Source organism: Sutterella wadsworthensis 2_1_59BFAA, assembly GCF_000297775.1.
GTDB lineage: Bacteria > Pseudomonadota > Gammaproteobacteria > Burkholderiales > Burkholderiaceae_F > Sutterella > Sutterella wadsworthensis_A.
Window position 1 is genome coordinate 58013 of sequence record NZ_JH815516.1, and the last position, 21181, is coordinate 79193.

The 21181-nt window shown below is 64.3% G+C and carries 11 protein-coding genes; 6 read left to right on the forward strand and 5 right to left on the reverse strand.

Annotated elements, in window-relative coordinates:
- Positions 1 to 377 precede the first annotated feature (377 nt).
- From HMPREF9465_RS05995 to HMPREF9465_RS06015, 5 genes are all read left to right on the forward strand, one after another.
- Positions 378 to 572, forward strand: coding sequence for a hypothetical protein (locus HMPREF9465_RS05995; protein WP_005435073.1), 195 nt, complete (start codon positions 378 to 380; stop codon positions 570 to 572).
- A gap of 147 nt (positions 573 to 719) precedes the next feature.
- A complete protein-coding gene (locus HMPREF9465_RS12300; RefSeq protein WP_005435075.1) occupies positions 720 to 2102 on the forward strand; it encodes an RNA-guided endonuclease InsQ/TnpB family protein in 1383 nt (460 codons plus the stop codon).
- A 194-nt stretch (positions 2103 to 2296) separates the two neighbouring features.
- Complete coding sequence (locus HMPREF9465_RS06005; RefSeq protein ID WP_005435077.1) at positions 2297 to 3640, forward strand: MATE family efflux transporter; 1344 nt, start codon at positions 2297 to 2299, stop codon at positions 3638 to 3640.
- A 160-nt stretch (positions 3641 to 3800) separates the two neighbouring features.
- The gene (locus HMPREF9465_RS06010; protein WP_038006860.1) at positions 3801 to 4703 is read left to right on the forward strand and encodes a ribokinase; all 903 of its coding nucleotides are present in this window, start codon (positions 3801 to 3803) and stop codon (positions 4701 to 4703) included.
- Between the two features lie 50 nt (positions 4704 to 4753).
- Positions 4754 to 5707, forward strand: a complete 954-nt coding sequence (locus HMPREF9465_RS06015) for a nucleoside hydrolase (protein WP_005435081.1) — start codon at positions 4754 to 4756, stop codon at positions 5705 to 5707.
- 128 nt (positions 5708 to 5835) lie between these two features.
- On the opposite strand, the gene HMPREF9465_RS06020 is transcribed toward HMPREF9465_RS06015, so the two are convergent.
- From HMPREF9465_RS06020 to HMPREF9465_RS06045, 5 genes are all read right to left on the reverse strand, one after another.
- Positions 5836 to 6558 (reverse strand): TetR/AcrR family transcriptional regulator, encoded by a 723-nt coding sequence (locus HMPREF9465_RS06020; protein ID WP_005435083.1) that lies wholly within the window; start codon positions 6556 to 6558, stop codon positions 5836 to 5838.
- Between the two features lie 3 nt (positions 6559 to 6561).
- Positions 6562 to 7995, reverse strand: coding sequence for an efflux transporter outer membrane subunit (locus HMPREF9465_RS06025; RefSeq protein ID WP_005435085.1), 1434 nt, complete (start codon positions 7993 to 7995; stop codon positions 6562 to 6564).
- A gap of 82 nt (positions 7996 to 8077) precedes the next feature.
- Positions 8078 to 11227, reverse strand: coding sequence for an efflux RND transporter permease subunit (locus HMPREF9465_RS06030; RefSeq protein ID WP_005435089.1), 3150 nt, complete (start codon positions 11225 to 11227; stop codon positions 8078 to 8080).
- A 21-nt stretch (positions 11228 to 11248) separates the two neighbouring features.
- Entirely contained in the window at positions 11249 to 12442 is a 1194-nt protein-coding gene (locus tag HMPREF9465_RS06035; protein WP_005435091.1) for an efflux RND transporter periplasmic adaptor subunit, read from the reverse strand.
- Positions 12443 to 13107: 665 nt separating this feature from the next.
- Positions 13108 to 18249 carry an AAA domain-containing protein gene (locus tag HMPREF9465_RS06045; RefSeq protein WP_005435094.1) on the reverse strand — a complete coding sequence of 1714 codons (5142 nt, stop codon included), beginning with the start codon at positions 18247 to 18249 and terminating at the stop codon, positions 13108 to 13110.
- Between the two features lie 454 nt (positions 18250 to 18703).
- Between HMPREF9465_RS06045 and HMPREF9465_RS06050 the strand changes: the two genes are divergently transcribed.
- The gene (locus tag HMPREF9465_RS06050; protein WP_005435096.1) at positions 18704 to 21130 is read left to right on the forward strand and encodes a cation:proton antiporter; all 2427 of its coding nucleotides are present in this window, start codon (positions 18704 to 18706) and stop codon (positions 21128 to 21130) included.
- Positions 21131 to 21181: the final 51 nt, after the last annotated feature.

A 21181-nucleotide genomic window follows, 5' to 3' on the forward strand; every position in this document is an offset into this window, starting at 1 on the left:
GCGCCCTGACTTTTTGGCGCTCGCGGGCAACTTCGCATGGCCCTGCCCGGAGGAGATGAAAATCCATTCCCGACTCTCATCCATCGATTTTCAGTGAGGGATCGATCCGTACCGTGTGGTGTCCGGCAAAGTCATTCCATGCACGGCATCCTATAATGAAAAAGATTTCGCTAGTTCCCTCCATGAGATCCATGCGATTCGAAAACAACATGCATAGTCGAGCACGCTCCTGCCTGCTGTCACACGCGAGCCATCCTCCGATATCGTCACCTAAAACTTGACTGTTCGAAACCTCAGGTCAATCGGCTGGTCTCCAAAGGCTCCGAAGCACACAGGCCGGGCTTTGCCCGCACCATCCCTTCTTGAGGTATCCCATCATGGTAGTCATCATTGCATTGCTTCACTGCCTTCCGCCCATCCTCGGAGCACTCATCGGAGGAAGAGAGGGACTTGCCACCGGCACGATCATCGGTGTGATTTGCGCCTTTGTCTTCGGCGCATTGGTGTTCACGATTCCGGACCTTCTGGGCGTTGGTCTCGGTTTTGTCATCGGCAAGGTGTTCACCCGCTGAAATTGTCCCTCAACCGCTGCCCGTCTGACTGCCTCCCGTTATCTAACGGGCCGTAAAACCTCTCCATTCATGGGGAGGATATAAGGCCCAAATGGGCATTTGGTCGTAAAGCACGTATTCTTGAAGGAAGTGTGCCATGATGTTCATATGAAGATCACCTGCGCCTTTCAATACGAACTCTATGTTGACGAGACCCGACGTGCGGCCTTGAGCCGAAACGCCGGTTGCCGCAGGTTTGTCTTCAACAAGGCGTTGGGGATCCAAAACGAGCGCAAGTCCAAAGGTGAAAAGCTTCTCACCTACAAGGAGCTCGCCCACGAGTTGGTGCTCTGGAAAAAACAACCCGAGACCGCCTTCCTTCGAGAGGCCATGGCCCAACCGCTCCAGCAAGCCCTGCTCGATCTCGATCGCGCCATCAGCGACAGCTTCCGTCCCAAGAGCGATCCGGCACACAAAGGATGGCCGAAGTTCAAGGCGAAAGATATCGGAGACGGCTTTCGGGTTCCGCAGTTTGCTCCAGAACACATCGACAATGCCAACGGGCGAGTCAAGCTCCCGAAGATCGGCTGGATTCGATACCGTAGAACGCGCGCCATCGCGTTTGAGTGTGCGAACGGGACGCTCGTTCCCGGTGTCGTGAAACAGATTCACGTCAAGAAGGACTGCGGCCGCTGGTTCGTGATCTTCACGGTTGAGTTCGAAGTCCAGGCCCCCGACATGAAGGCGCTCGATGTCGGAATCGACGTCGGCGTCGTGCATGCCGTCGCGACGAGCGACGGACGATTCTACGATCTCGACACGGAGAAGATTCGCTCGATCGAGAAACGCATTGCGGGCTTGAAACGCAAGCTTTCGCTCAACCAGGAGTCGCGAAAGAAACTCGCGAAGTTGGGACTGGCGGAGCCTTTTGACAAGAAGCAGCCGAGTCGCAAGCGCCGTCAGCTCAAGGAGAGGATTCAAAACCTATACCGAAAGATTCGTTGCATTCGACAGGATTTCCACAGGAAGACGGCGCATGCGCTCGCGCAGGAGTACGGCTGCGTGTACGTCGAGGACCTGAAGGTGAAGAACATGACGGCGTCCGCCAAGGGCACCGTTGCGAATCCAGGCAAGAATGTGAAGCAGAAAAGCGGGCTCAACCGCGCCATCCTGCGCACGGGGTTCTACAGTCTTCGCCAAACAATCGAATGGCAACTTCTGAAAGTGGGTGGTGTGATGATTTCCGTCGATCCGAGAGGGACGAGCATCACCTGCCCGCACTGTCAGAGCAGGGACAAACGCAACCGCCCGACGCAGGCGATTTTCAAGTGCGTCAACGAAAGTTGCGGCTTCGAAGCGAATGCCGACGTGGTGGGCGCCCTGAACGTGTTGAGGAAGGGCCGGACAGGCCCGAGTGCACACAACAAAAAGCACATCGCCCATGTAGTGAGTGTTGGGGAGCAAGGCTTTCGGCCTAAGGACTCGATGCCATCAATGGGAACCGCCCTTGAACCACGAGACCGCGTGGTCCAAGGAATCCCCGCCCTTTAGGACGGGGAGGAAGTCAAGAGCGGCCCGAACATCAACGAGTAAGAGCCTAAAAAAGGATGAGGAGCGCCTGTCTTCGGACGGGCGGCCTGACTTTTTGGCGCTCGCGGGCACGCTGAAAAGAAGCCTGCAAGTCGCTAAAATACGGCACTTTCAGTTCAGGGCCTGCGTTTCGGGCCTCTTCAGTCTTTCTGCACATGTCCTTCGAAATCGAACGCCGCCGCATCTATTCGAGCGGCACCATCTTCCGCATGGCCGTTCCGCTGATGCTGAGCTTCCTGCTCGAGCAGCTCATCGGCATGACCGACGTCGCCTTTCTCGGGCGTGTCGGCGAAGTGGAGCTCGGCGCCGCAGCGCTCGCGGGCGTCTTCTTCCTCATGCTCATGATGTTCGGCATGGGGTACGGCTTCGGCGTGCAGGCGCACATGAGCAGGAAGAACGGCGAGAAGGCCTGGGCGGAGATCGGGCGGTCGTTCCGCTCCGGGGTACTCTTTCTCACGGGGCTCGCGGCGGTCCTCATCGTGCTCTCCGACCTTGCGGCCAAGCCTTTTCTCGATACGGCCTGCGAGTCGGCGGCGGTGGCTGAGGCGGCCGACACGTATCTCTACTGGCGCGTCTGGGGCCTGCCCTTTGCGTTTGCCTGCGCGCTTTTGCGTGCGTTCTTCATCGCGACGCTCAGGCCCGGCGTCCTGACGGCGAGCTCGCTCGTCATGGTCGCCTCGAACTTCGTCCTCAACTACGTGCTCATCTTCGGCGCAGGTCCCGTGCCCGCGATGGGCATTGCGGGCGCGGCCATTGCCTCGACGATTTCGGAGGCGGTCTGCCTCGTGTTCCTGCTCGGCTACGTACTCCTTCGCGTGGACCACGGGAAGTATGCGCTCTTCGGGAGCTTCTCCTGGGACGGCGCGCTGCAGCGCTCGCTCTTCAGGCTCGGGCGCTGGCTGATGGTGCAGGAGGCCTTTGCGTTCTTTGCGTGGCTTCTCTTCTTCCTCGCGGTCGAGCATCTCGGTGAGGAGCCTCTGGCGGTCTCGAACATCGTGCGCCAGATCTGCTCGACGCTCTTCCTATTCATCCACGCCTTCGGCTCGACGTGCGGCGCCGTCGCTGCAAACCTGATCGGCGAGGGCAGGGAGGACGAGGTGCCGGGCCTCGTGCGACGCGGCCTCGTGCTCTGCGCCGTTTCGATGCTGCCCGTCATGCTGCTCGCCGCCGTGTTCCCCTCGGCCGTGCTCGGGGTCTTCACGAGCATCGAGGGCGTGATCTCGGCCGCGAACGCGACCTTTTACGTGATGCTCGGCTCCTTCCTCACGGCCGTGCCCGCGATGTATCTGCTCTTCGTGATGGGCGGCATCGGCCGAACCTGGGAGAGCTCGGTCGCGACCATCGCCGCCTCGGCCGTCTATCTCTGCTACGTCTTCACGATCACGCGCCTCACGACGAACGTCGCCGTCGTCTGGACCGCCGACTGGATCTACTACATCACGGCGGGCGTCGTGCTGTGGCACTACTGGCGCAAGGGCGTCTGGCGTACGCACGCCTGAAGGCGATCTGCCTGAGGAGCTTGCGCCCGAGTCGTTTTCATGATGTTGAGACGCTTTTGTCATGAGGGGCCTCTGGTCTAAAATGCGTGTCACCGAAGCTCCCGCGCCCGCCTCGGCGGGCGGCGGGTCCCGTTCCAACACTTTATTGACGACATCGAACATGGCAGTCCTCAACATCGGCTCTCTCAACCTTGACTACGTCTATCGCGTCGACCACTTCGTGCGTCCCGGCGAGACGCTTGCGGCCTCGCACCGCGCCGTGCATGCGGGTGGCAAGGGTCTCAACCAGTCGGTGGCGCTTGCTCGCGCGGGAGCGACGGTCCTCCATGCGGGTTGCGTGGGTGCCGACGGCGGTATGCTTCTTGAAGTGCTCAAGGGCGAAGGCGTCGACGTCTCGATGCTGGCCGTGCACGAGTCCGAGGCGAGCGGCCACACCTTCATCCAGGTGACGGAGGACGGCGAGAACGGCATCCTCTACTATCCCGGCACCAACGGCCGCGTGACGGTGGAGAGCATGCTGCTTGCGCTCGACGCCTGCGAGAAGGACGACATCGTGATGCTGCAGAACGAGCTCCCCGACACTGCGGGCCTTATCGAAGCTGCGCTCGAACGTGGTCTGCGCACCGTCCTCAATCCGTCTCCCTTCGACGCTTCGCTTCTCAAGGCGCCGCTCGAAAGGCTCTACGCGCTCATCGTCAACGAGACCGAGGCGAGGGGCTTTCTGGCCGACGAGGCCGAAGGCGTTGAGGCCGCCGGCCTGATGGCGCTTCTCGAGCGCAGGTATCCTGACGTGAACCTCATCCTCACACTCGGCAGCAGGGGCGCCTGCGGCCGTGTGCCCGGTGCCGAGCCCTTCTTCGTGCCGGCCGTGAAGATGAAGGCCGTCGACACGACGGGCGCGGGCGACACGTTCGCGGGGTATGCCGTGGCCGCGCTTGCCGCGGGCGAGGACTTGAGGACCGCCATGAACCGCGCCGCGAAGGCCTCCGCCATCTCGGTGACGCGCGAGGGCGCCGCCACCTCAATTCCGAGAAGGTCCGAGGTCGAGGCGCTCGCCGTCTGAAGCCCGGCAATCTTCGCAGCCGAACATTCCGAACGCAAGGAGCACGCAACATGAGCACCGAAAACCAGAAGATCGACATCATCCTCGACTGCGACCCCGGCTACGACGACGCGGCCGCCATCCTGCTCGCCGCAGGCAATCCGAACGTGAACATCCTCGCGATCACGGTCGTGGCGGGCAATCAGTCGATTGCCAAGGTGACCCGCAACGCGCTGGCCATCGCGCAGGTGGCGGGCCTTCACGACGTTCCCATCGCGGCGGGCGCCACGCGTCCCCTGATGATCGAGCCCGAAGTGGCGGCCGAAATCCACGGCGAGACGGGCCTTGACGACGCGACGCTCCCCGAGGAGATCGTGCTCAAGACGGATCCGAGGCATGCCGTGCAGGTGATCATCGACACCGTGATGAGCCGCCCCGCAGGGACGGTGACGCTCGTGCCGACGGGGCCGCTCACCAACATTGCGCTTGCCGCGCGCTTGGAGCCCAGGATCGTCGAGCGCGTCAAGGAGGTCGTCCTCATGGGCGGCGCCGTGCACACGGGCAACCACGGCCCGTACTCCGAATTCAACATCGGCACTGACCCCGAGGCGGCCGACATCGTCTTCAAGGAAAAGTGGAAGGTCGTGATGGTCGGGCTCGACCTCACCTATCAGGCCCGTGTGAGCGAGGAGCAGGTCGCCCGCATCGCCGCGATCCCGACGGCCTCCGCGAAGCTCCTCGCTGAAATCCTCACGGCCTTCAACGTCCGCTACCGCCGCGTGCGCGGCTTCGGCGACGCGCCGCTGCACGATCCGTGCGCCATCGCGTGCGTGCTCGACCCGACGGTCGTCAGGTACGTCCCCGTGCCCATCAGCGTCGAACTCACGGGCACGCGCACCCGCGGCATGACCGTCGCCGACTTCCGCAGGACGGCCCCCGAGGGCTGTCACACCCACGCCGCGCTCGAGCTTGACCTCGCGCGTTTCTGGGACATGATGGCGGATGCCGTGTCGAGACTGCCGTAAAGAGGGCGTTCAAATGCGTCTCTCGGGAAGACTGAGGGACGCATGAAAATGAGAGTGAAAAAATCGGGAGCCTCCGTTGCGGAGACTCCCGATTTTATTTAGAAGCTTCAGGCTTCAGGCCTCAGGCCTCAGGCCTCAGGTTTTTCGGAGACCGGATAGTAGGCGCAGGCCATGGCTTCGGCCCTGAGCTTGGCCTCGGCGGATGCTGCGGCCTGGTCCTCGGCCTCATCGAGCGCGAGGATCTGCTTGATGCGCTTGATGGCCATCTCACGCACGAGCGGCACGTCCATTTCGGGCGTGAAGATGTGCGCGAGGCGCAGGCCTTCGAGCATGGCGCGGATGGTCATGCAGCGGCTCTCGATCACTTCGTAGGGCGGTGCGTAGCGGCGCTCCTCCTTCATCGCGAGGAGCTGAGCCTCGACGATGTGGTTGCGGACCTTGCTCGCGGCGGCCACGACGATTTCATAGACCTTCGGGTTGATGAGGGCCTCGTTCATGATCGCGATGGAGAGCGACGTGTTGTCGAGGTTGAGGTAGGCGTCGACTACCTGGCCGAGCTCCTTGTCCATGCGCTCTTCGGGCGGCAGGTCGGCGAACTTGTCGGTGTCGATCATGTCGAGGAACTCCTGCGTGCGCAGTTCGACGAGCGCCTCGATGATCGCTTCCTTGTTGCTGAAGTAGTTGTAGATGTGGCCGGCGCTCATCCCGAACTCCTGCGCGATGTCGCGCAGGGTCGTCTTGTGGAAGCCCTGCTTCTTGAAGCAGCGTTGGGCGGCGTCGAGTATCTGGTTGCGGCGTGAGTGGCGCTGGTGCTTGCCCGCCTTGTGAATGGTGAATGTCACTTTGGCCATGGATTACTCCTTGTCGGCCGGCTGCGCTTCGGCTACGGTCGTGCCGCCGCCGAGCACCTTGTAGAGGGTGATGGCGCTCATCGACTTGGAGAGTTCGGCGCCGATGAGGGCCTGCTTGGCGCCGACCATGGCGCGCTGGCTCGTCAGAACGTCGTTGTAGGAGATGGCGCCCGCCTTGTAGCTGGCGTCGGAGAGTTCCCAGGCCTTGGTGGCGGCCTCGGCGTATTCGCGGCGGGCCGTGAGTTCACGGTCCATCGTGCCTTCGGTGGCGAGGGCGTCGGAGACTTCCCTGAAGGCGGTCTGAATGGCCTTTTCGTAGTTCGCGACGGCGATCTTCTGGCCGACCTTGGCGGCTTCAAGGGTGGCGACGTTGCGGCCGCCCGTGAAGATCGGAAGGTTCACGGAGGGCGTGAAGGACCAGAAGCCCGTGTGCGCGTCGAAGAGGTTCGAGAGCTGCATGCCCGTGGTGCCTGCGCCGGCGGTGATCGAGACGCTCGGGAAGAAGGCGGCTCGGGCGACGCCGATGTTGGCTTCGGCGCTGATCAGGTCACGTTCGCTCGCAGCGATGTCGGGACGCTTGAGGAGCACTTCGGAGGGAAGGCCGGCGGGGAGGACGGCCGTCTGCGTGACGCCGGTGGCGAGACCCGCAGGGAGCAGATCCTCGGGGACGGTGGTGCCGCAGAGAAGGTCGAGGGCGTTCTTGTCCTGCGCGACGGCGCGGATGTAGGACGCGATCTGGGCGCGGGCGGCCGTGACCGTCGTGCGGGCCTGCTCATAGTCGAGCCTGCTCGCGGCGCCGAGCCTGTAGCTTTCCTCGATGAGGCGGAAGCTTTCCTCCTGGCTTGCGAGGGTCTCCTTCTGGAGCTCGAGTTGGGCGCGGTCGGCGCCGAGCGCAAGCCAGCCGGAGGCGACCTGGGCGATCAGGGCGCTCTGGGCGGAGCGGCGGGCGTCCTCGGAGGCGAGGTAGGCCTGCAGGGCCTGTTCGTTGAGGTTGCGCACGCGGCCGAAGAAGTCGAGCTCATAGCTCGTCATGGCGAGCTGGGCCGTGTAGGTGTGGGTCGTCGTGCTCGTGCCGGCGACGCTTGCCGGGGTGTGCTTGCCTGCGTTGCTAGCGGCGGCGGCGACGGTCGGGAAGAGCTCGGAGCGCTGCACGCCGTAGAGGGCGCGGGCCTTTTCAATGTTGAGGGCCGAGACGCGGAGGTCGCGGTTTTCCTTGAGGGCGAGATCGATCACCTTGCGAAGGCGCTCGTCCGTGAAGAAGGCCTGCCATGCGGGCAGGGCTTCGCTGCGCACGGAGGCGGCGTCGTAGGCTTCGCCCGTGGGCCACGCCTGTTCGACGGGCGCGGCGGGACGCTCGTGGTCCGGGGCGAGGTTGACGCAGCCTGTCAGGGCGAGGGCCGCGCAGAGGGGAAGGATCTTGAAAATCGTCGTGGACATGATGTTTGTTCCGTGAGGGCGGCGGAGCGGGTGAGGCCCGCCGCCCTGAGATTTCAATGTGTCGTGATGTCAGTCACCTGCATCAGGCCTGCTGGATCTGGTTCTTTTCGTGGCGCTTCTTGCCGCCGAGGAAGCGGTCGACGAGCACGTAGAAGACCGGGACGAAGGCGATGCAGAGGAAGGTGCCTGCGAGCATGCCGCCGAGCACGCCCACGCCGATGGCGTTCTGGGCGCCGGCGCCCGCGCCGTGGGCCATGGCGAGCGGGAGCACGCCGAGACCGAAGGCGAGGGAGGTCATGAGAATCGGACGCAGGCGGACACGCACGGCCTCTTCGGCGGCGTGGATCGCATCCTTGCCCTGTTCCATGTACTCCTTGGCGAATTCCACAATCAGAATGGCGTTCTTGCTCACCAGACCGATCGTCGTGAGAAGGCCGACCTGGAAGTAGATGTCGTTGGACATGCCGAGCGCGCCGGTGAGGCCGAGGGCGCCCACGACGCCGCAGGGCACCACGAGGAGCACCGCGATCGGGACGGACCAGCTTTCATAAAGGGCGGCAAGGCAGAGGAACACCACGAGGATCGAGAGCGCGAAGAGCGCGGGACCCTGGTTGCCTGCGGCCTTTTCCTGGTACGAAACGCCGTTCCAGGCGATTTCGTAGCCGGCGGGGAAGACTTCTTTGGCGATTTCCTCAATGGCGGCCATAGCCTGACCGGAGGAGACGCCCGCACGCGGGTTGCCCTGGATGTTCACGGCGGGAAGGCCGTTGAAGCGTTCGAGACGCGGGCTGCCGTAGGTCCATTCGAACTTGGCGAACGTGCCGATGGGCACCATCTCGCCGTTGGCATTGCGAACGTGCCAGCCGAGGATGTCTTCGGGCTGCATGCGCGAGCCCGTGTTGCCCATGACCCAGACCTGCTTGACGCGGCCGCGGTCCATGTAGTCGTTGACGTAGGAGCCGGAGAGGACGGTCGAGATGGCGGAGTTGACTTCGCCGATGCTGAGGTTTAGGGCCGAGAGCTTTTCATAGTCGAGCACGAGCTTCAACTGCGTCGTGTCGGCCATGCCGTTGTGGCGGACCATCGTCAGACGCGGGTCGGCGTTGGCCTTCATCAGGAACTGGCCCATGTACTGCATGAGCTTGTCGTGCGTGCCGCCCGTGTTGTCCTGGATGTAGAGGTCGAAGCCGTCGGCCACGCCGAGTTCGGGAACCGGCGGAAGCGGGAAGACGAAGGTGCTGGCCTGCTTGAAGTCCGGGTGACCCATGAGGATGCCCATGGTGCGGCCCTGGATGGCGGCGACCGACGTGTCGGGCGTCGTGCGCTCGCTCCAGTCGCGAAGCTTCAGGAAGCCCAGAGCCATGTTCTGGTCCGTACCCGCGAAGGAGAAGCCGCGGACCACGAAGACGGACTCGACGGACTTGGCTTCGGTCTTGGCGAACGTCTGCTGGATCTTCTTCATCTCAAGGTCGGTGCGCTCGAGCGTCGCGCCGTCGGGGAGCTGGGACATCATCATGAGGACGCCCTGGTCTTCCTGCGGCATGAACGAGGTTGGCAGCGCCTTGAAGCCCCAGACCATCAGGCCGACGACGGCGGCGTAGGCGACGAGCATGACGCTCCAGCCGTGGATCGACTTGGCGATGAGGGCCTTGACGGACTGCGTGAAGGCGTCGAAGCTGCGGTTGAACCAGCCGAAGAAGCCGCCCTTGCCGTGGTGCTCCTCATGGTTGACCGGCTTGAGCATCGTGGCGCAGAGGGCCGGCGTCAGCGTCAGGGCGACGACGACGGAAAGCGCCATGGCCGAGACGATGGTCACCGAGAACTGGCGGTAGATGACGCCCGTGGAGCCGCCGAAGAAGGCCATCGGCACGAACACGGCCGAAAGGACCATGGCGATGCCCACGAGGGCCGACTGGATTTCACCCATCGACTTGATGGTGGCGGTCTTCGGGTCGGTGCCGTCCTCGCGCATCACGCGCTCGACGTTCTCCACGACCACGATGGCGTCGTCCACCAATAGACCGATGGCGAGCACCATGGCGAACATCGTCAGCATGTTGATGGAGAATCCGCAGACGAAGAGTGCGCCGAACGTGCCCAGAAGCACGACCGGCACGGCGATCGTCGGGATGAGCGTCGCGCGGAAGTTCTGCAGGAAGAGGTACATCACCACGACGACGAGCACGATGGCTTCAAAGAGCGTCTTGATCACGCCCTTGAGAGCTGCGGAGACGAACGGCGTCGTGTCGAACGGAATCACGACTTCCATGCCTTCGGGGAAGCTCGGCTTGAGTTCCTCGACGCGTTCGAGCACGGCCTTCTGCGTGGCGATGGCGTTGGCGCCCGAAGCGAGCTTGATGGCCATGCCGGAGGCCGGATAGTCGTCGTAGGTGGCGAAGGCCATGTAGGTCTGCTGGCCGACGGCGACTTCAGCGACGTCGCGCAGGTAGACCTTGGCGCCGTCCTCGGTCGTCTTGAGGAGGATGTTGCGGAATTCCTCAGGCGTCTGCAGCAAGCTTGCCGACGAGATGGTGGCCGTGAAGAGCTGCTTGCCGTCGGTCGGTTGCTGGGCGATGCCGCCGGCGGAGACCTGGGCGTTCTGGGCCGAGATGGCGGCCTTGACTTCGCTCGGGTTGAGCTTGTACTTCACCATCTTGCTCGGGTCGAGCCAGATGCGCATGGCGTATTCGGAGCCGAACACTTCGGCTTCACCGACGCCCTGCACGCGCGAGAGCGGCTCCTGAACATGGGCGACGAGGTAGTCGCCCAAGTCGGAGGCGTTCATGCTGTGGTCCTTGGAGATGAAGCCCACGACCATCAGGAAGTTGGCGGACGTCTTCTGAATGGTGACGCCCATCTGCTGCACGACCTGCGGAAGCGTGGTCAGGGCCGTCTGGATCTTGTTCTGGACCTGAACCTGAGCCATGTCGGGGTTCGTGCCGGCCTCGAAGGTCACCGTGATGGACACGCGGCCCGTCGAGTCGGACGTCGACGACATGTAGAGGTAGCCGTCAAGACCGGTGAGGTTCTGCTCGATGATCTGCGTGACGGTGTTTTCGATCGTCTCGGCGGAGGCGCCCGGATAGGTGGCGGAGATGCTTACCTGCGGAGGCGCGATCTGCGGGAACTGGCTGATCGGCAGCCTGAGGATGGAGAGAGCGCCCGCGAGCATGATCACGATGGCGATCACCCACGAGAAGACGGGCCTCTCAATGAAAAAGCGTGAGAACATGGTTTTCTGCCTCAGTCCGTATTAGTAGAGGGACTTGCCCGTCTTGTCGAGCATCTTGGAGGCGTCGGCCTCCTTGGGCGAAACGGTGGCGCCGGCGCGGGTGCGCTGGAAACCCTCGAAGACGACGCGGTCGCCGGCCTTGAGGCCGGACTCGACGAGCCAGCTCGTGCCGATCGAGCGGGAGGCCGTGATCTTGCGGGTGGCGATCTTGTTCTCGGCGTCGATCACCCAGACCGAGGCGTTGCCCTTGGCGTCGCGCATCACGCACTGCATCGGAATGACGATGGAGTCGGGACGCACGCCCTCGACGAGGTTGGCGCGGACGTAGAGGCCGGGGAGAAGAACCTTGTCCGGGTTCGGGAACACGGCGCGGACGTTGACCATGCCGGTGGATTCGTTGACGGTGACGTCGGTGAACGTCAGCTCGCCCTCGTGCGGGTAGACGGAGCCGTCGTCAAAGACGAGCTGAACGCGGGCGCTCTGGTTGTCGCCGGACTTGAGCACGCCGGAGGCGATGTCGCGGCGGATGCGCATCAGGTCGTCGGCCTTCTGCGTCACGTCGACGTAGATCGGGTCGAGCTGCTGCACGCGCGTGAGCGGCGTGGCCTGGTAGGCGGCCATCAGCGCGCCTTCCGTGAATTCGGAGCGGGAGATGCGGCCCGAGATCGGGGAGAGCACCTTCGTGTACTGCATGTTGACCTTCGCGGTCGCCACGGCGGCCTCGGCGGCCTTCTGGTTGGCGACGGCGGACTTGAGCGCGGCCTGGGCGGCGTCGTCGGACTGCTTCGAGACGGCGTTGATCTTGACGAGCTCGGAGGAGCGCTTCGCGTCGGCGCGGGCCTTCACAAGGTTGGCATTGGCCTGGCCGAGCGAGGCTTCTGCGGACTTGAGCGCGGCGACGTAGGGGGCGTCGTCGATCTGATAGAGCTGCTGGCCGGCCTTGACTTCGGAGCCGTCCTTGAAGAGCTTCTTGACGAGGACGCCGTTGACCTGCGGGCGAACCTCGGCTTCATAGTAGGCGCTGGTGCGGCCCGTCAGGGTCGTCTGAAGCGTCTGGTCGGTCGTCTTGGCCGTCACGTAGGTGACTTCCGTCGGAGGCATCTGCCTCTGGGTGGCCTGACCCTGCTGGGCGCCGTCCTTGCAGCCGGTGAGCACGGTCGTGGAAGCCAGGGCGCACATCAGCGCCAGGGTGATGGTTTTGTGCGTTGACAACATGTCAATGTACCTTCTGGTTTTTGTCGAAAACGGTTGTATCAGGTCGTCGGAAAGTGCCGTGTTGCGGGACTCTTTCCTGAACACCTGTTCAGAAATGACTGAACGGCTGTTCAGAATTCTAGCAAACCTTCTGAACGAACGTTCAGGATTGTACCAAATCGAAACGGCGCCGAACGTAAAGATTCTTCAATTTTCGAGCGCTTTTTCCGATGTTTCTGACGCGTGCTTCATCATTGGGATCGCTACTGCTCGAGGGGAAGACGAGGTTTTCGGGACTTTCGCGCTGTAAAACGGCGCGCAGTCTCAGTAGTGTCCTCTGCAATCCCACAGGTATGAACGGATCGTCAGTTCCGGGTGTTCGAAGAAGATAGCCGACTAATCAAGTGATTTTGCCGAAAGTTGACGGCAGAAGACGGAAAACCTGATCCTTCTCGTTGAGGGAGAGGCCTTTTGACGGCGGGGCGGGGAGGAAGGGCGGAGGCGTCGCGGGGACCCCGGCGCTCGCGGTTTCGCCTGCGGCATCACGAGGGCGTGCTGCGCATGGACGACGCGCGCCGTGATAAGCCTGCAGGCGTAGGGAGACGGCGGGGTTCGATGCAAAACCGCCCGCGGGAGAGGCGTTTCTCCTGCGGGCGGCGGGTCACTTGCGGTTTTTCACCGGTCCGTCATCGGAGGGCTTCGGCCGTTCGGGCGATGAAGACGACGAAGTCCTGCACGAAGCGCTGCGTGAGGTCGGCTTCGGCGAGCGACCACATGCGCCAGGCGCCGTTGTGCACGAGGCGGCAGCCCGCGCACGTGCGGGGCTTGACGTCGTCGAAGGCGGGCACGAGCACGTCGGCGCGGCCGCTCCAGAAGGTGGCGCGCAGGAGCGTGCGTCCGCCGATCGTCATGGTGGCGTCGTTGGGCGTCGTCTGAAGGACGGGATTGACGCCTCGGTCCATCAGGCCGTCGCGGATCACCTCCATGAAGGTGACGGGCGTGTGGTGCGGGTCGTCGCAGGACTCGGCCACGGGCTCGTTTTGAGCCTCGCCTTCCGTCTCGGCATCCGTTTCGGCGGCGGGCTCGTCGTCGAAGACGTCGGAGAGCGTCGGGAGTGAGATGCGCACCGCGTCCCTCATCTCCATCTCGGGGATGAGCATGATGTCGGCCTTCTCGACCTCGACGGGCATGAGCGGGGCCTCGAACTGCACGGGGGCGGTGACGACGGGTTCGGCGTCGTCGGGCGCGAGGTCGGCGGGCGTCACGGGGGCGACGGGCGGCACGGGGTCCTCGTCCTCCTTGTCGAAGACGATCATGTCGAGTCCGGCTTCGAGGCGCTCGACGTTGGCCCTCACGTGTGCAAGAAGCAGGTCCTTCTGCGGGGCGCAGTCCTCGGGCTCGGGCGCAATGCCCAGGGCGGCGAGGGCCTCGCAGACGCGCTCGAGCGTCTTTTCGGGGCGGCGGAACCAGTCGGCGCTGCGCACGCGCACGAACTTCCAGCCCGCGCGCTCAAGCACGGTCTGGCGCTCCATGTCGCGGCGGATGGCGTCCTCGTCCTCGCGGCCCGAGCCGTCGCACTCGATGGCGGCGGCGCGGCCGCGCGCACGCACGACCATGTCGAGGCGCCAGGCGCCCGCATCGTGGCCCGCCTCGACGCGGTAGCCTCGCTTTCGCAGCGCACGGAGCACCTGACCCGTGAATTCGGGATCCGGCAGGTCGAAGGGCTCGGCCGCGCCGATCGTGCCCGACATGACGCCGTCGGCCCAGTCGAAGAGCGAGCGGCGCAGGTCGTCGGGCTTGAGCTGCGCGGCGGGGTCAAAGGAGTGCACGAGCCAGAGCTGGTCGCGGGCGCGGGAGACGGCCACGTTCCAACGCTTCTTCATCATGCCGTCGGCGCCGTCGGTCTCCTTCCTGAGGGGAAGCCCGGGCGCGGCGGAGTCAACGAGCGAGAGGATCACGACGTCGCGCTCGTCGCCCTGGAATTCGGCCGAAATGCCGCAGTGGATGCGGCGGCGCTCGATCTCGCGCGGGTCGAAGTTCTCGACGAGCAGGCGGCGGATGCGGTTGACCTGCGCGCCGTGCACGCTTCGCATCGGGATGATGCCGAAGGTCTTGCCGTCGTAGGCGGGATCATGGATCATCGCACGAAGCAGGCGGATGACGGCCTGGGCCTCCTCTTCGTTGACGCCGTTGTCGCCCGCCGTGCCGCGGGTGCGCCAGGGCACCACCGCGGGCTTGAGGCTCGAGGACGAGGCGTCGCGAAGCGGCCTGATCGTGCCGTTGTAGGAAAGGCGGCTGCACCAACCGATGATTTCGGGCACGGAGCGGAAGTGCTCGACGAGCATGTGCGCGGGGAAGGCCATGCTCTGCACGAGGCCGTAGAGCGAGAGCCTCGAGTCGTAGAGCTTGGGCTCCTTGACGCGGCCTTCAAGATGACGGGCGCAGAGCGCGTCGACGGCGGCCTCGCTCGTGCCCACGGAGAGCGGTGTCACCTGGCGGTCGTCGCCCACGACGATCACCTTCTTGCCCATATAGAGGAGCGGCAGCGCCGTCATGTCGGCCTGGCTCGCCTCGTCGACGACGATCACGTCGAACTTCGAGGCGGTGCTGAAGTTGAGGAGCGCGTCCTGGATCATCATGATCCAGACGGGCACGGCCTGCTGGCAGGCGGGCAGAAGCCTGTTGACCTCGCGCCTCCAGGCGGCGCTCTTGCGGCCGCGGCCGACGGCGCGCTTCATGTAGGCGGCAAGCGAGAAGAGGTTCGAGAGCGCGGGGCCGTTCGAGAGCCTCGACTTGACGGCCAGCCACGCCTTGGCGACGGCGAGCTGGGCCGTCGCCTCGCGAAGGTCGGCGCACAGACGCTCGGCGTCGGACTGCAGTGCATCGAGGTCCGCGGCGGTCGCGCGCGTGTAGATGCGCTCGAGCTGGCGGTAGAGCCAGGCATTCGTGATTTCGGGCGACGGGTTCGAGGTCGTGAAGCCGGGCTCGCCCGCCTCGAGCGCGTTCGCCCACTCGGGCGCGGCGGCGCGAAGCCTTTCAAGAAGCTCGGTGCGGCGGGCAAAGAGCGGCTGGTCCTCAAGAAGCTTCCTGAGGCGCTCGGCCTCGAGCTCCCAGGCGTCGGGGTCGACGAGCGTTGCGGCGGCAAGGCGTCTTGCGGTCGCGCAGGCGGGGGCGGCCGCATAGAGCTTCTGGCTCTCGGTCGCCTGCCATTCGCGAAGCGCATGAAGCTCGGCCTCGCGGTGGCGGGCCGTGTGCACGGGCGCGAGCACGTCGGTCGCAAACCTGCGGGCCGCCTCGAGCGGATCGGCGGATTCAAGAAGCTCCTTCATGCCCTCGGCTTCGATGCCGGCGGAAAGAAGCCCTTCAATATAGGGAACGAAGACCCTGCGCCACCAGATGCAGGTGTCGGAGAGCGATGTGCCGTAGCGCGTGAAGAGCGTGCGCACGGCGTTGTCGCCATAAGTGGCGAAGGCGGGTGCGTCCGCGCGTTCGGCCAGGCTGTCCCAGGTGCGGGCGACGGTCTTCACGGCGGTCTTGAGGCGTGCGTGCAGCGCGACGGCTTCGAAGGCCTCCTTCGAGGCAGGGCGCGAGCCGTCCACCTCGACGCCGGCAAGCGCATCGGCGGCCTCGCGGGCCTCCTTGTTGAAGAGGCGGCCGAGGAAGCCCGTGCTGCCGTCGGGATCGTTGGCTGTGAACCATTCGGCGGCCTTCATGGCGGCGTCGGCGTCGATGGCGTCGGGGATGACGACGGTGCGGTTGTCAAGAAGCGAGGCGCGGTCGACGGCGAGAGCAAGTTCGTTTGCGGCCGCGAGCTCGCGCTCGAGCTGCTCGAAGGCCTCGCGGCACCCTTCGTCCGCAAGGCCGAGCGAGAGCGCAAGGCGCTTCATTTCGTCCGTTTCGGTAAGCGGCGAAAGATTCATAGCGGGCGTGAGCGCGGAGATGCCCGACTCGGGTGCGACGAGAAGCGTTTCGCCGCCCTTCATGAAGGCGTGGAGCCGTTCGCCTGAGGCGCTCCTTCGCTCGTCGATGGTGACGTCGCCTGCGTCCTCGGCGAGCACGTCGCGCCAACGGCGGTTCATGCCGCGCATCGTGTCGACGTCGGGCAGAAGCTCGAATCCGGGGAGCAGGCCCGAGAGGTCGCGGGCCGTCTCGGCGTCCCACCGGCCGTTCGTGCCGTATAGTTCAAGAAGCTCCCTGAAGGAGAGCGGCAGGGGACCTTCGGCCACTTCGCCCGGAATGAGCGCCTGCAGGCGCTCGGCCTCGCGCAGGAACTTCGCGATTTCGGTGAGCGTGTAGCGGCGGCCGTTGAATTCGACGGCCTCGTGCTCGATCCTGCGCTGCTCGAAGATGCGGCGGCGACGGTCGGCGAGCGCGGTGCCGAGTCGATGACGTTCAAGGCCGAGTGCCCTGATGCGGGCCTCGAGGTCCTCGACGTTGAGGCGGGTGAGGCGCGTGATGAGTTCGGACGAGGTCTGCTCGAGGTCCTTCCTGTCGCCGAGCATCGTGACGCAGAGCGGCTGGATCTCCTTCGGCAGGAGGTCCTTGACGACCGAGAGCGCCTTCGTCGTGTGGCTCGTGACGAGCACGCGCTTGCCCTGCGAGAGGAAGTGGCCGAGAAGGTTCGCGATGGTGTGGGTCTTGCCTGTGCCGGGAGGGCCCTGCACGAGCACGACGTTGTTGTGTTCGACCTCGTGCGCGATTGCGAGCTGCTCGGGGTTCGCGGGCTTGGCGAGAAGTACGTCGGGGTCCTCGCCCGCCGTCGCGGCGAGTTTGGCTTCGAGCGAAAGCGTGGGCGTGAGGCCCGAGGCGAGCGTCGGGAAGACGTCGGGACAGACGATCTCCATCAGGTGCGCGGGCACGTCGCGGTGTTCGGCGATGTCCTTCCTGATGCTGCGGATCGCACTGCGAACGCCGCTCGGACGCGGCTGAATAAGAATGACGGGACTCGCCTCGAGCGTGAAGGCGGGTTTTTCACCCGCGTCCTCGGGGAGTGCTTCTTCTGCGGGTACGAAGCGGCAGTCTGGGTGAAGGCTTGCGGCGAACTTTTCGAGCGCCTCGGAAAGCGACTCGTCGCCCGCAAGGTTCGCGTCCGCACCCGCATCCTCGAGCCATTCCTCAAAGCGCGAGGCGGCCTTGAGGTCGATGCCGTCCTCGGCAAAGGGCGCGAGGAGTTCGGCAAGGAGCCTCGGGTCCTCGTCGCCGTTTCTGCGCACTTCGATCACGGGCAGGTTGCGGCGGCTCGAGCCGAGCTCGATGACGAGCGGCTGCACGAGGAGCGGCCAGCGCACGGGGTTCTTCGCGCGCGTGACGTCGGGGTTCGACGTGAAGACGGCTGTGCCGATCACGCACTCGTCGCGAAGGTTCGACTCGGAGAGATGGTCCCTCAGATCCTGCAGGCGCTCGAAGAGCGCATGGTTGGGAAGAATCTCGCCTCTGGCCTCCAGCCAGGAGCCGCGGATCCTGAGCCAGTCGGCGAGAGTCTCGTAGAGTTCGGCCGACTCGGGATGCTCGGCCGAATCGGGCAGGGCCTTCCAGTCGGGCGTCCATTCGGGGGCGCGCCAGTCGCCCGTCGCGTACGGGGCGAGAGACTCGGGAATCGGCGGGCACGGCGGCATCTCGAGCTTTTCGATGCGGCAGACGAGGTCGGCGTCGGCGCCCGTCGGGTCGCCCGCAACGAGCCCCGGCACGGCCGCCTCGAGCTCGGGGAGCCTGAGAAGCCTGCCGCACCTCGAGAGGTGCCTTGCGGCCGTCTGCCTGAGGCTCGTGGCCTCTTCAATGAAGGTGAGAAGACTGTCGATTGCTTCGCGCTGTGCTTCGGTGGCTATCATCGGAATTGTCTTGGCTGCCGTCCGGAGAATCGTCCGGCCGGAATCGGATTTCGGAATCTAAACACCACATTGTACTGAAGCTCGCGGAAACGCTCGTGACGCACGGGTAGGACGTCCGGGCGGTGACGGGTAGAATTCAAATTCTGCGGGCGGCGTCCCGTTTCTTCAAACTTCACGCATAGTAGGATTGCCCATGATCCGCTTCCTTCGGAAATTTGCGGTTTTCTTCATCGCTACCCTCGTTCTCACCTTCCTCTGGTCCGTATTCCAAGAGGGAACGATTTTCGCACGATCGAGCCATTGAGTCGATGAGTTGTTTTGCTTGGGATGACGAGGAGGTGAAACGCACTTTGGGAGAGTAAAATTAAACTTTTTCCCTTTACGCAAAAGGCCCGTCCCGTGCCGCGGATCGGAGAAGCAGGATTAGGCAGGACAGACCAGAGGAGAAAAAGCCTTGACCGATCAGTTTTCCATCATCACCACGCTTGTGACGGGCTTCGGGCTCGCGCTTGTCTTCGGGTGGCTTGCAGAGCGCTTCCTGAAGACCCCCGCGCTTGTGGGCTACATCATCGCGGGCGTGTCCGTGGGCCTCTTCCCGCTTCTTCCCAACGTCGACCGCGTCGTCACGGAGCAGTTCGCCGAAATCGGCGTGATGCTCCTGATGTTCGGCGTGGGCCTGCATTTCTCGGTCGCCGACCTCGTGAAGGTCAAGGGCGTGGCCGTCACGGGCGCGATGCTGCAGATGGCCGCATCGGGCGCCGCCGGCACGGCCGTCGCGCTCCTTGCCTGGGACTGGGCGCTTCCCAATGCGATCGTCTTCGGCATGACGCTCTCGTGTGCGTCGACCGTCGTTGTGATGAAGGCCCTTGAGCTTCGCAAGCTTTCCGTCACGCCGAGCGGCCAGGTCGCCATCGGCTGGCTCGTCGTGCAGGACCTCGTCACCGTCTTCATCATGGTGTGCCTGCCGCTCGTCGCAGAGGTGACGCAGGGCGAAGGCCCCGTTGATCCGAGGCTCATCGTCATCTCGCTCTCCAAGACGCTGCTCAGCGTCGCGGTGTTCGTGGCCGGCATGTTCATCGTCGGCAAGCGTCTCTTCCCGTGGATTCTCCAGCGCGTGGCGCTTTCGGGCTCCCGCGAGCTCTTCACGCTCTGCGTGCTTGCGATCGCCATCGGGATCGCCTACGGCGCGGGTGCGATCTTCAACGTGAGCTACGCTCTGGGCGCCTTCTTCGCAGGCATGGTGATGCGCGAGTCTAGCTTTGCGCACCGTGCGGCCCGCAACTGCCTGCCGCTGCAGGACGCGTTTTCGGTGCTGTTCTTCATCTCCGTGGGCCTCATGCTCGACCCGTACGTCTTCGTGAACGAACCCTGGGCCGTGATCGCCGTGATGCTCATTATCATGTGCATCACGAGTAGCGTGACGGCCGCGCTCGTGCTGCTTCTGGGCTGGCCGCTCGACACGGCCCTCGTCATGGGCGCCTGCGTCTCGCAACTCGGTGAATTCTCCTTCATTCTCTGCGGCCAGGGCATTGCGCTCGGGATCGCGACGCCGGGCACGATGAGCATCGTCGTGGCAGCCTCGATTCTGACGATCGCGCTCAATCCGCTGATGTTCACTGCCATCCCGCACGTGAGGAACCTCCTCGTCTCCCGCCGTCCGTTCTTTGCGCGCATGGCCGAACGCGTCTCGCCGCTCGCCTCCGTCGAGCCCAAGACCATCAAGGGGCACGTGCTCATCGCGGGCGTCAACGAGGTCGTACTCGCGCTCCTGCCGAGGCTCGAGGCCCGCGGCATCGACTTCACCTGCTTCGTGATGAGCGACACGACCGCCGCGGTCGTCGACTCCTACAAGCATGGTTCGGCCATCGTCGGCAATCCGTCCGACCCCGCGCTCCTCGTCCAGGGCCATCTCGTCGATGCCGAGGTCCTCGTGCTGCCGTCCTCCGACATGGTCCTCAACAAGACCGTCTTTGCGGCCGCGCGCGAACTCAAGCATGACTGCCGCATCATCGTGCGCGTCGCCAGCCCCGAAAACCTCAGGGTTGTGCCGTCCGACGAACACACCCGCATCCTCAACGACACCCAGATCGCCTCCGAAAGCCTCGGTGAGGCCGTGGCCGACGTCTTCGGCATCGGCGCTCAGGTTCTCCACGAAAAGGCGGTCGCACGAGGCGAGGCGACGAACGATGTCGACGAGGACGAAGGCGCTGTCCTGATCGCGCAGGCCCGCGCCGAAGCCGCCGCGAGCGCCGCCCGTCATGCGGCCCGAAACGCCTCCCGCCATTCGATCTTAGACGGCATCAGGGAGAAGATGGCGAAGCGCCGCGAGGAAAAGGCGAGGGCGAAGGCCGCCGCCCAGGCCGCTCAGGCTGCCGAGGCTCAAAAGCCCTCCTTCTCCTCCGGCATGAAGGACAAGATTGTCGGTCTTAGCGTCAAGCAGAGGATCGCGGACCTCAAGGTGAAGGAAAAGATCGCGGACCTCAACGTCAAGGAGAAGATCGACAACCTCGACGTCAAGGGCCGCATCGAAAAGCTCGACCTCAAGGACAAGATGGACAAGATCAAGGGCGTCGACTACAAAAAGTGGATGCCGTCCTTCGGCAAGTCCGCCGCTGCCGGAACCGCTGTCGCTGAAGCCGCTCAAACTGCTGAAGCTGCAGAGGTTGCCGAGACAGCTAAACCCGTTCAGACCGAATCCGCTGCGCCCGCTGTCGTGCAGCCTGAAGCTGCCCAGTCCAAGATCGCCGTCGAAGAGGCACGCGCCTCCGTGCCCGAGATTCCCGTCGTCGAGGCTGTCGTGAGTGAGGCGTCCGTAAAGGACGTTTCTGAGGCCGATGCATCGTCTGAAGAAGCAACGGACGGCGGACACAAGGGTGAATGATCAGAGGAGGGTCATGAGCAGGGCGATGCCGCCCTCAAGGCGCTCTCTGCC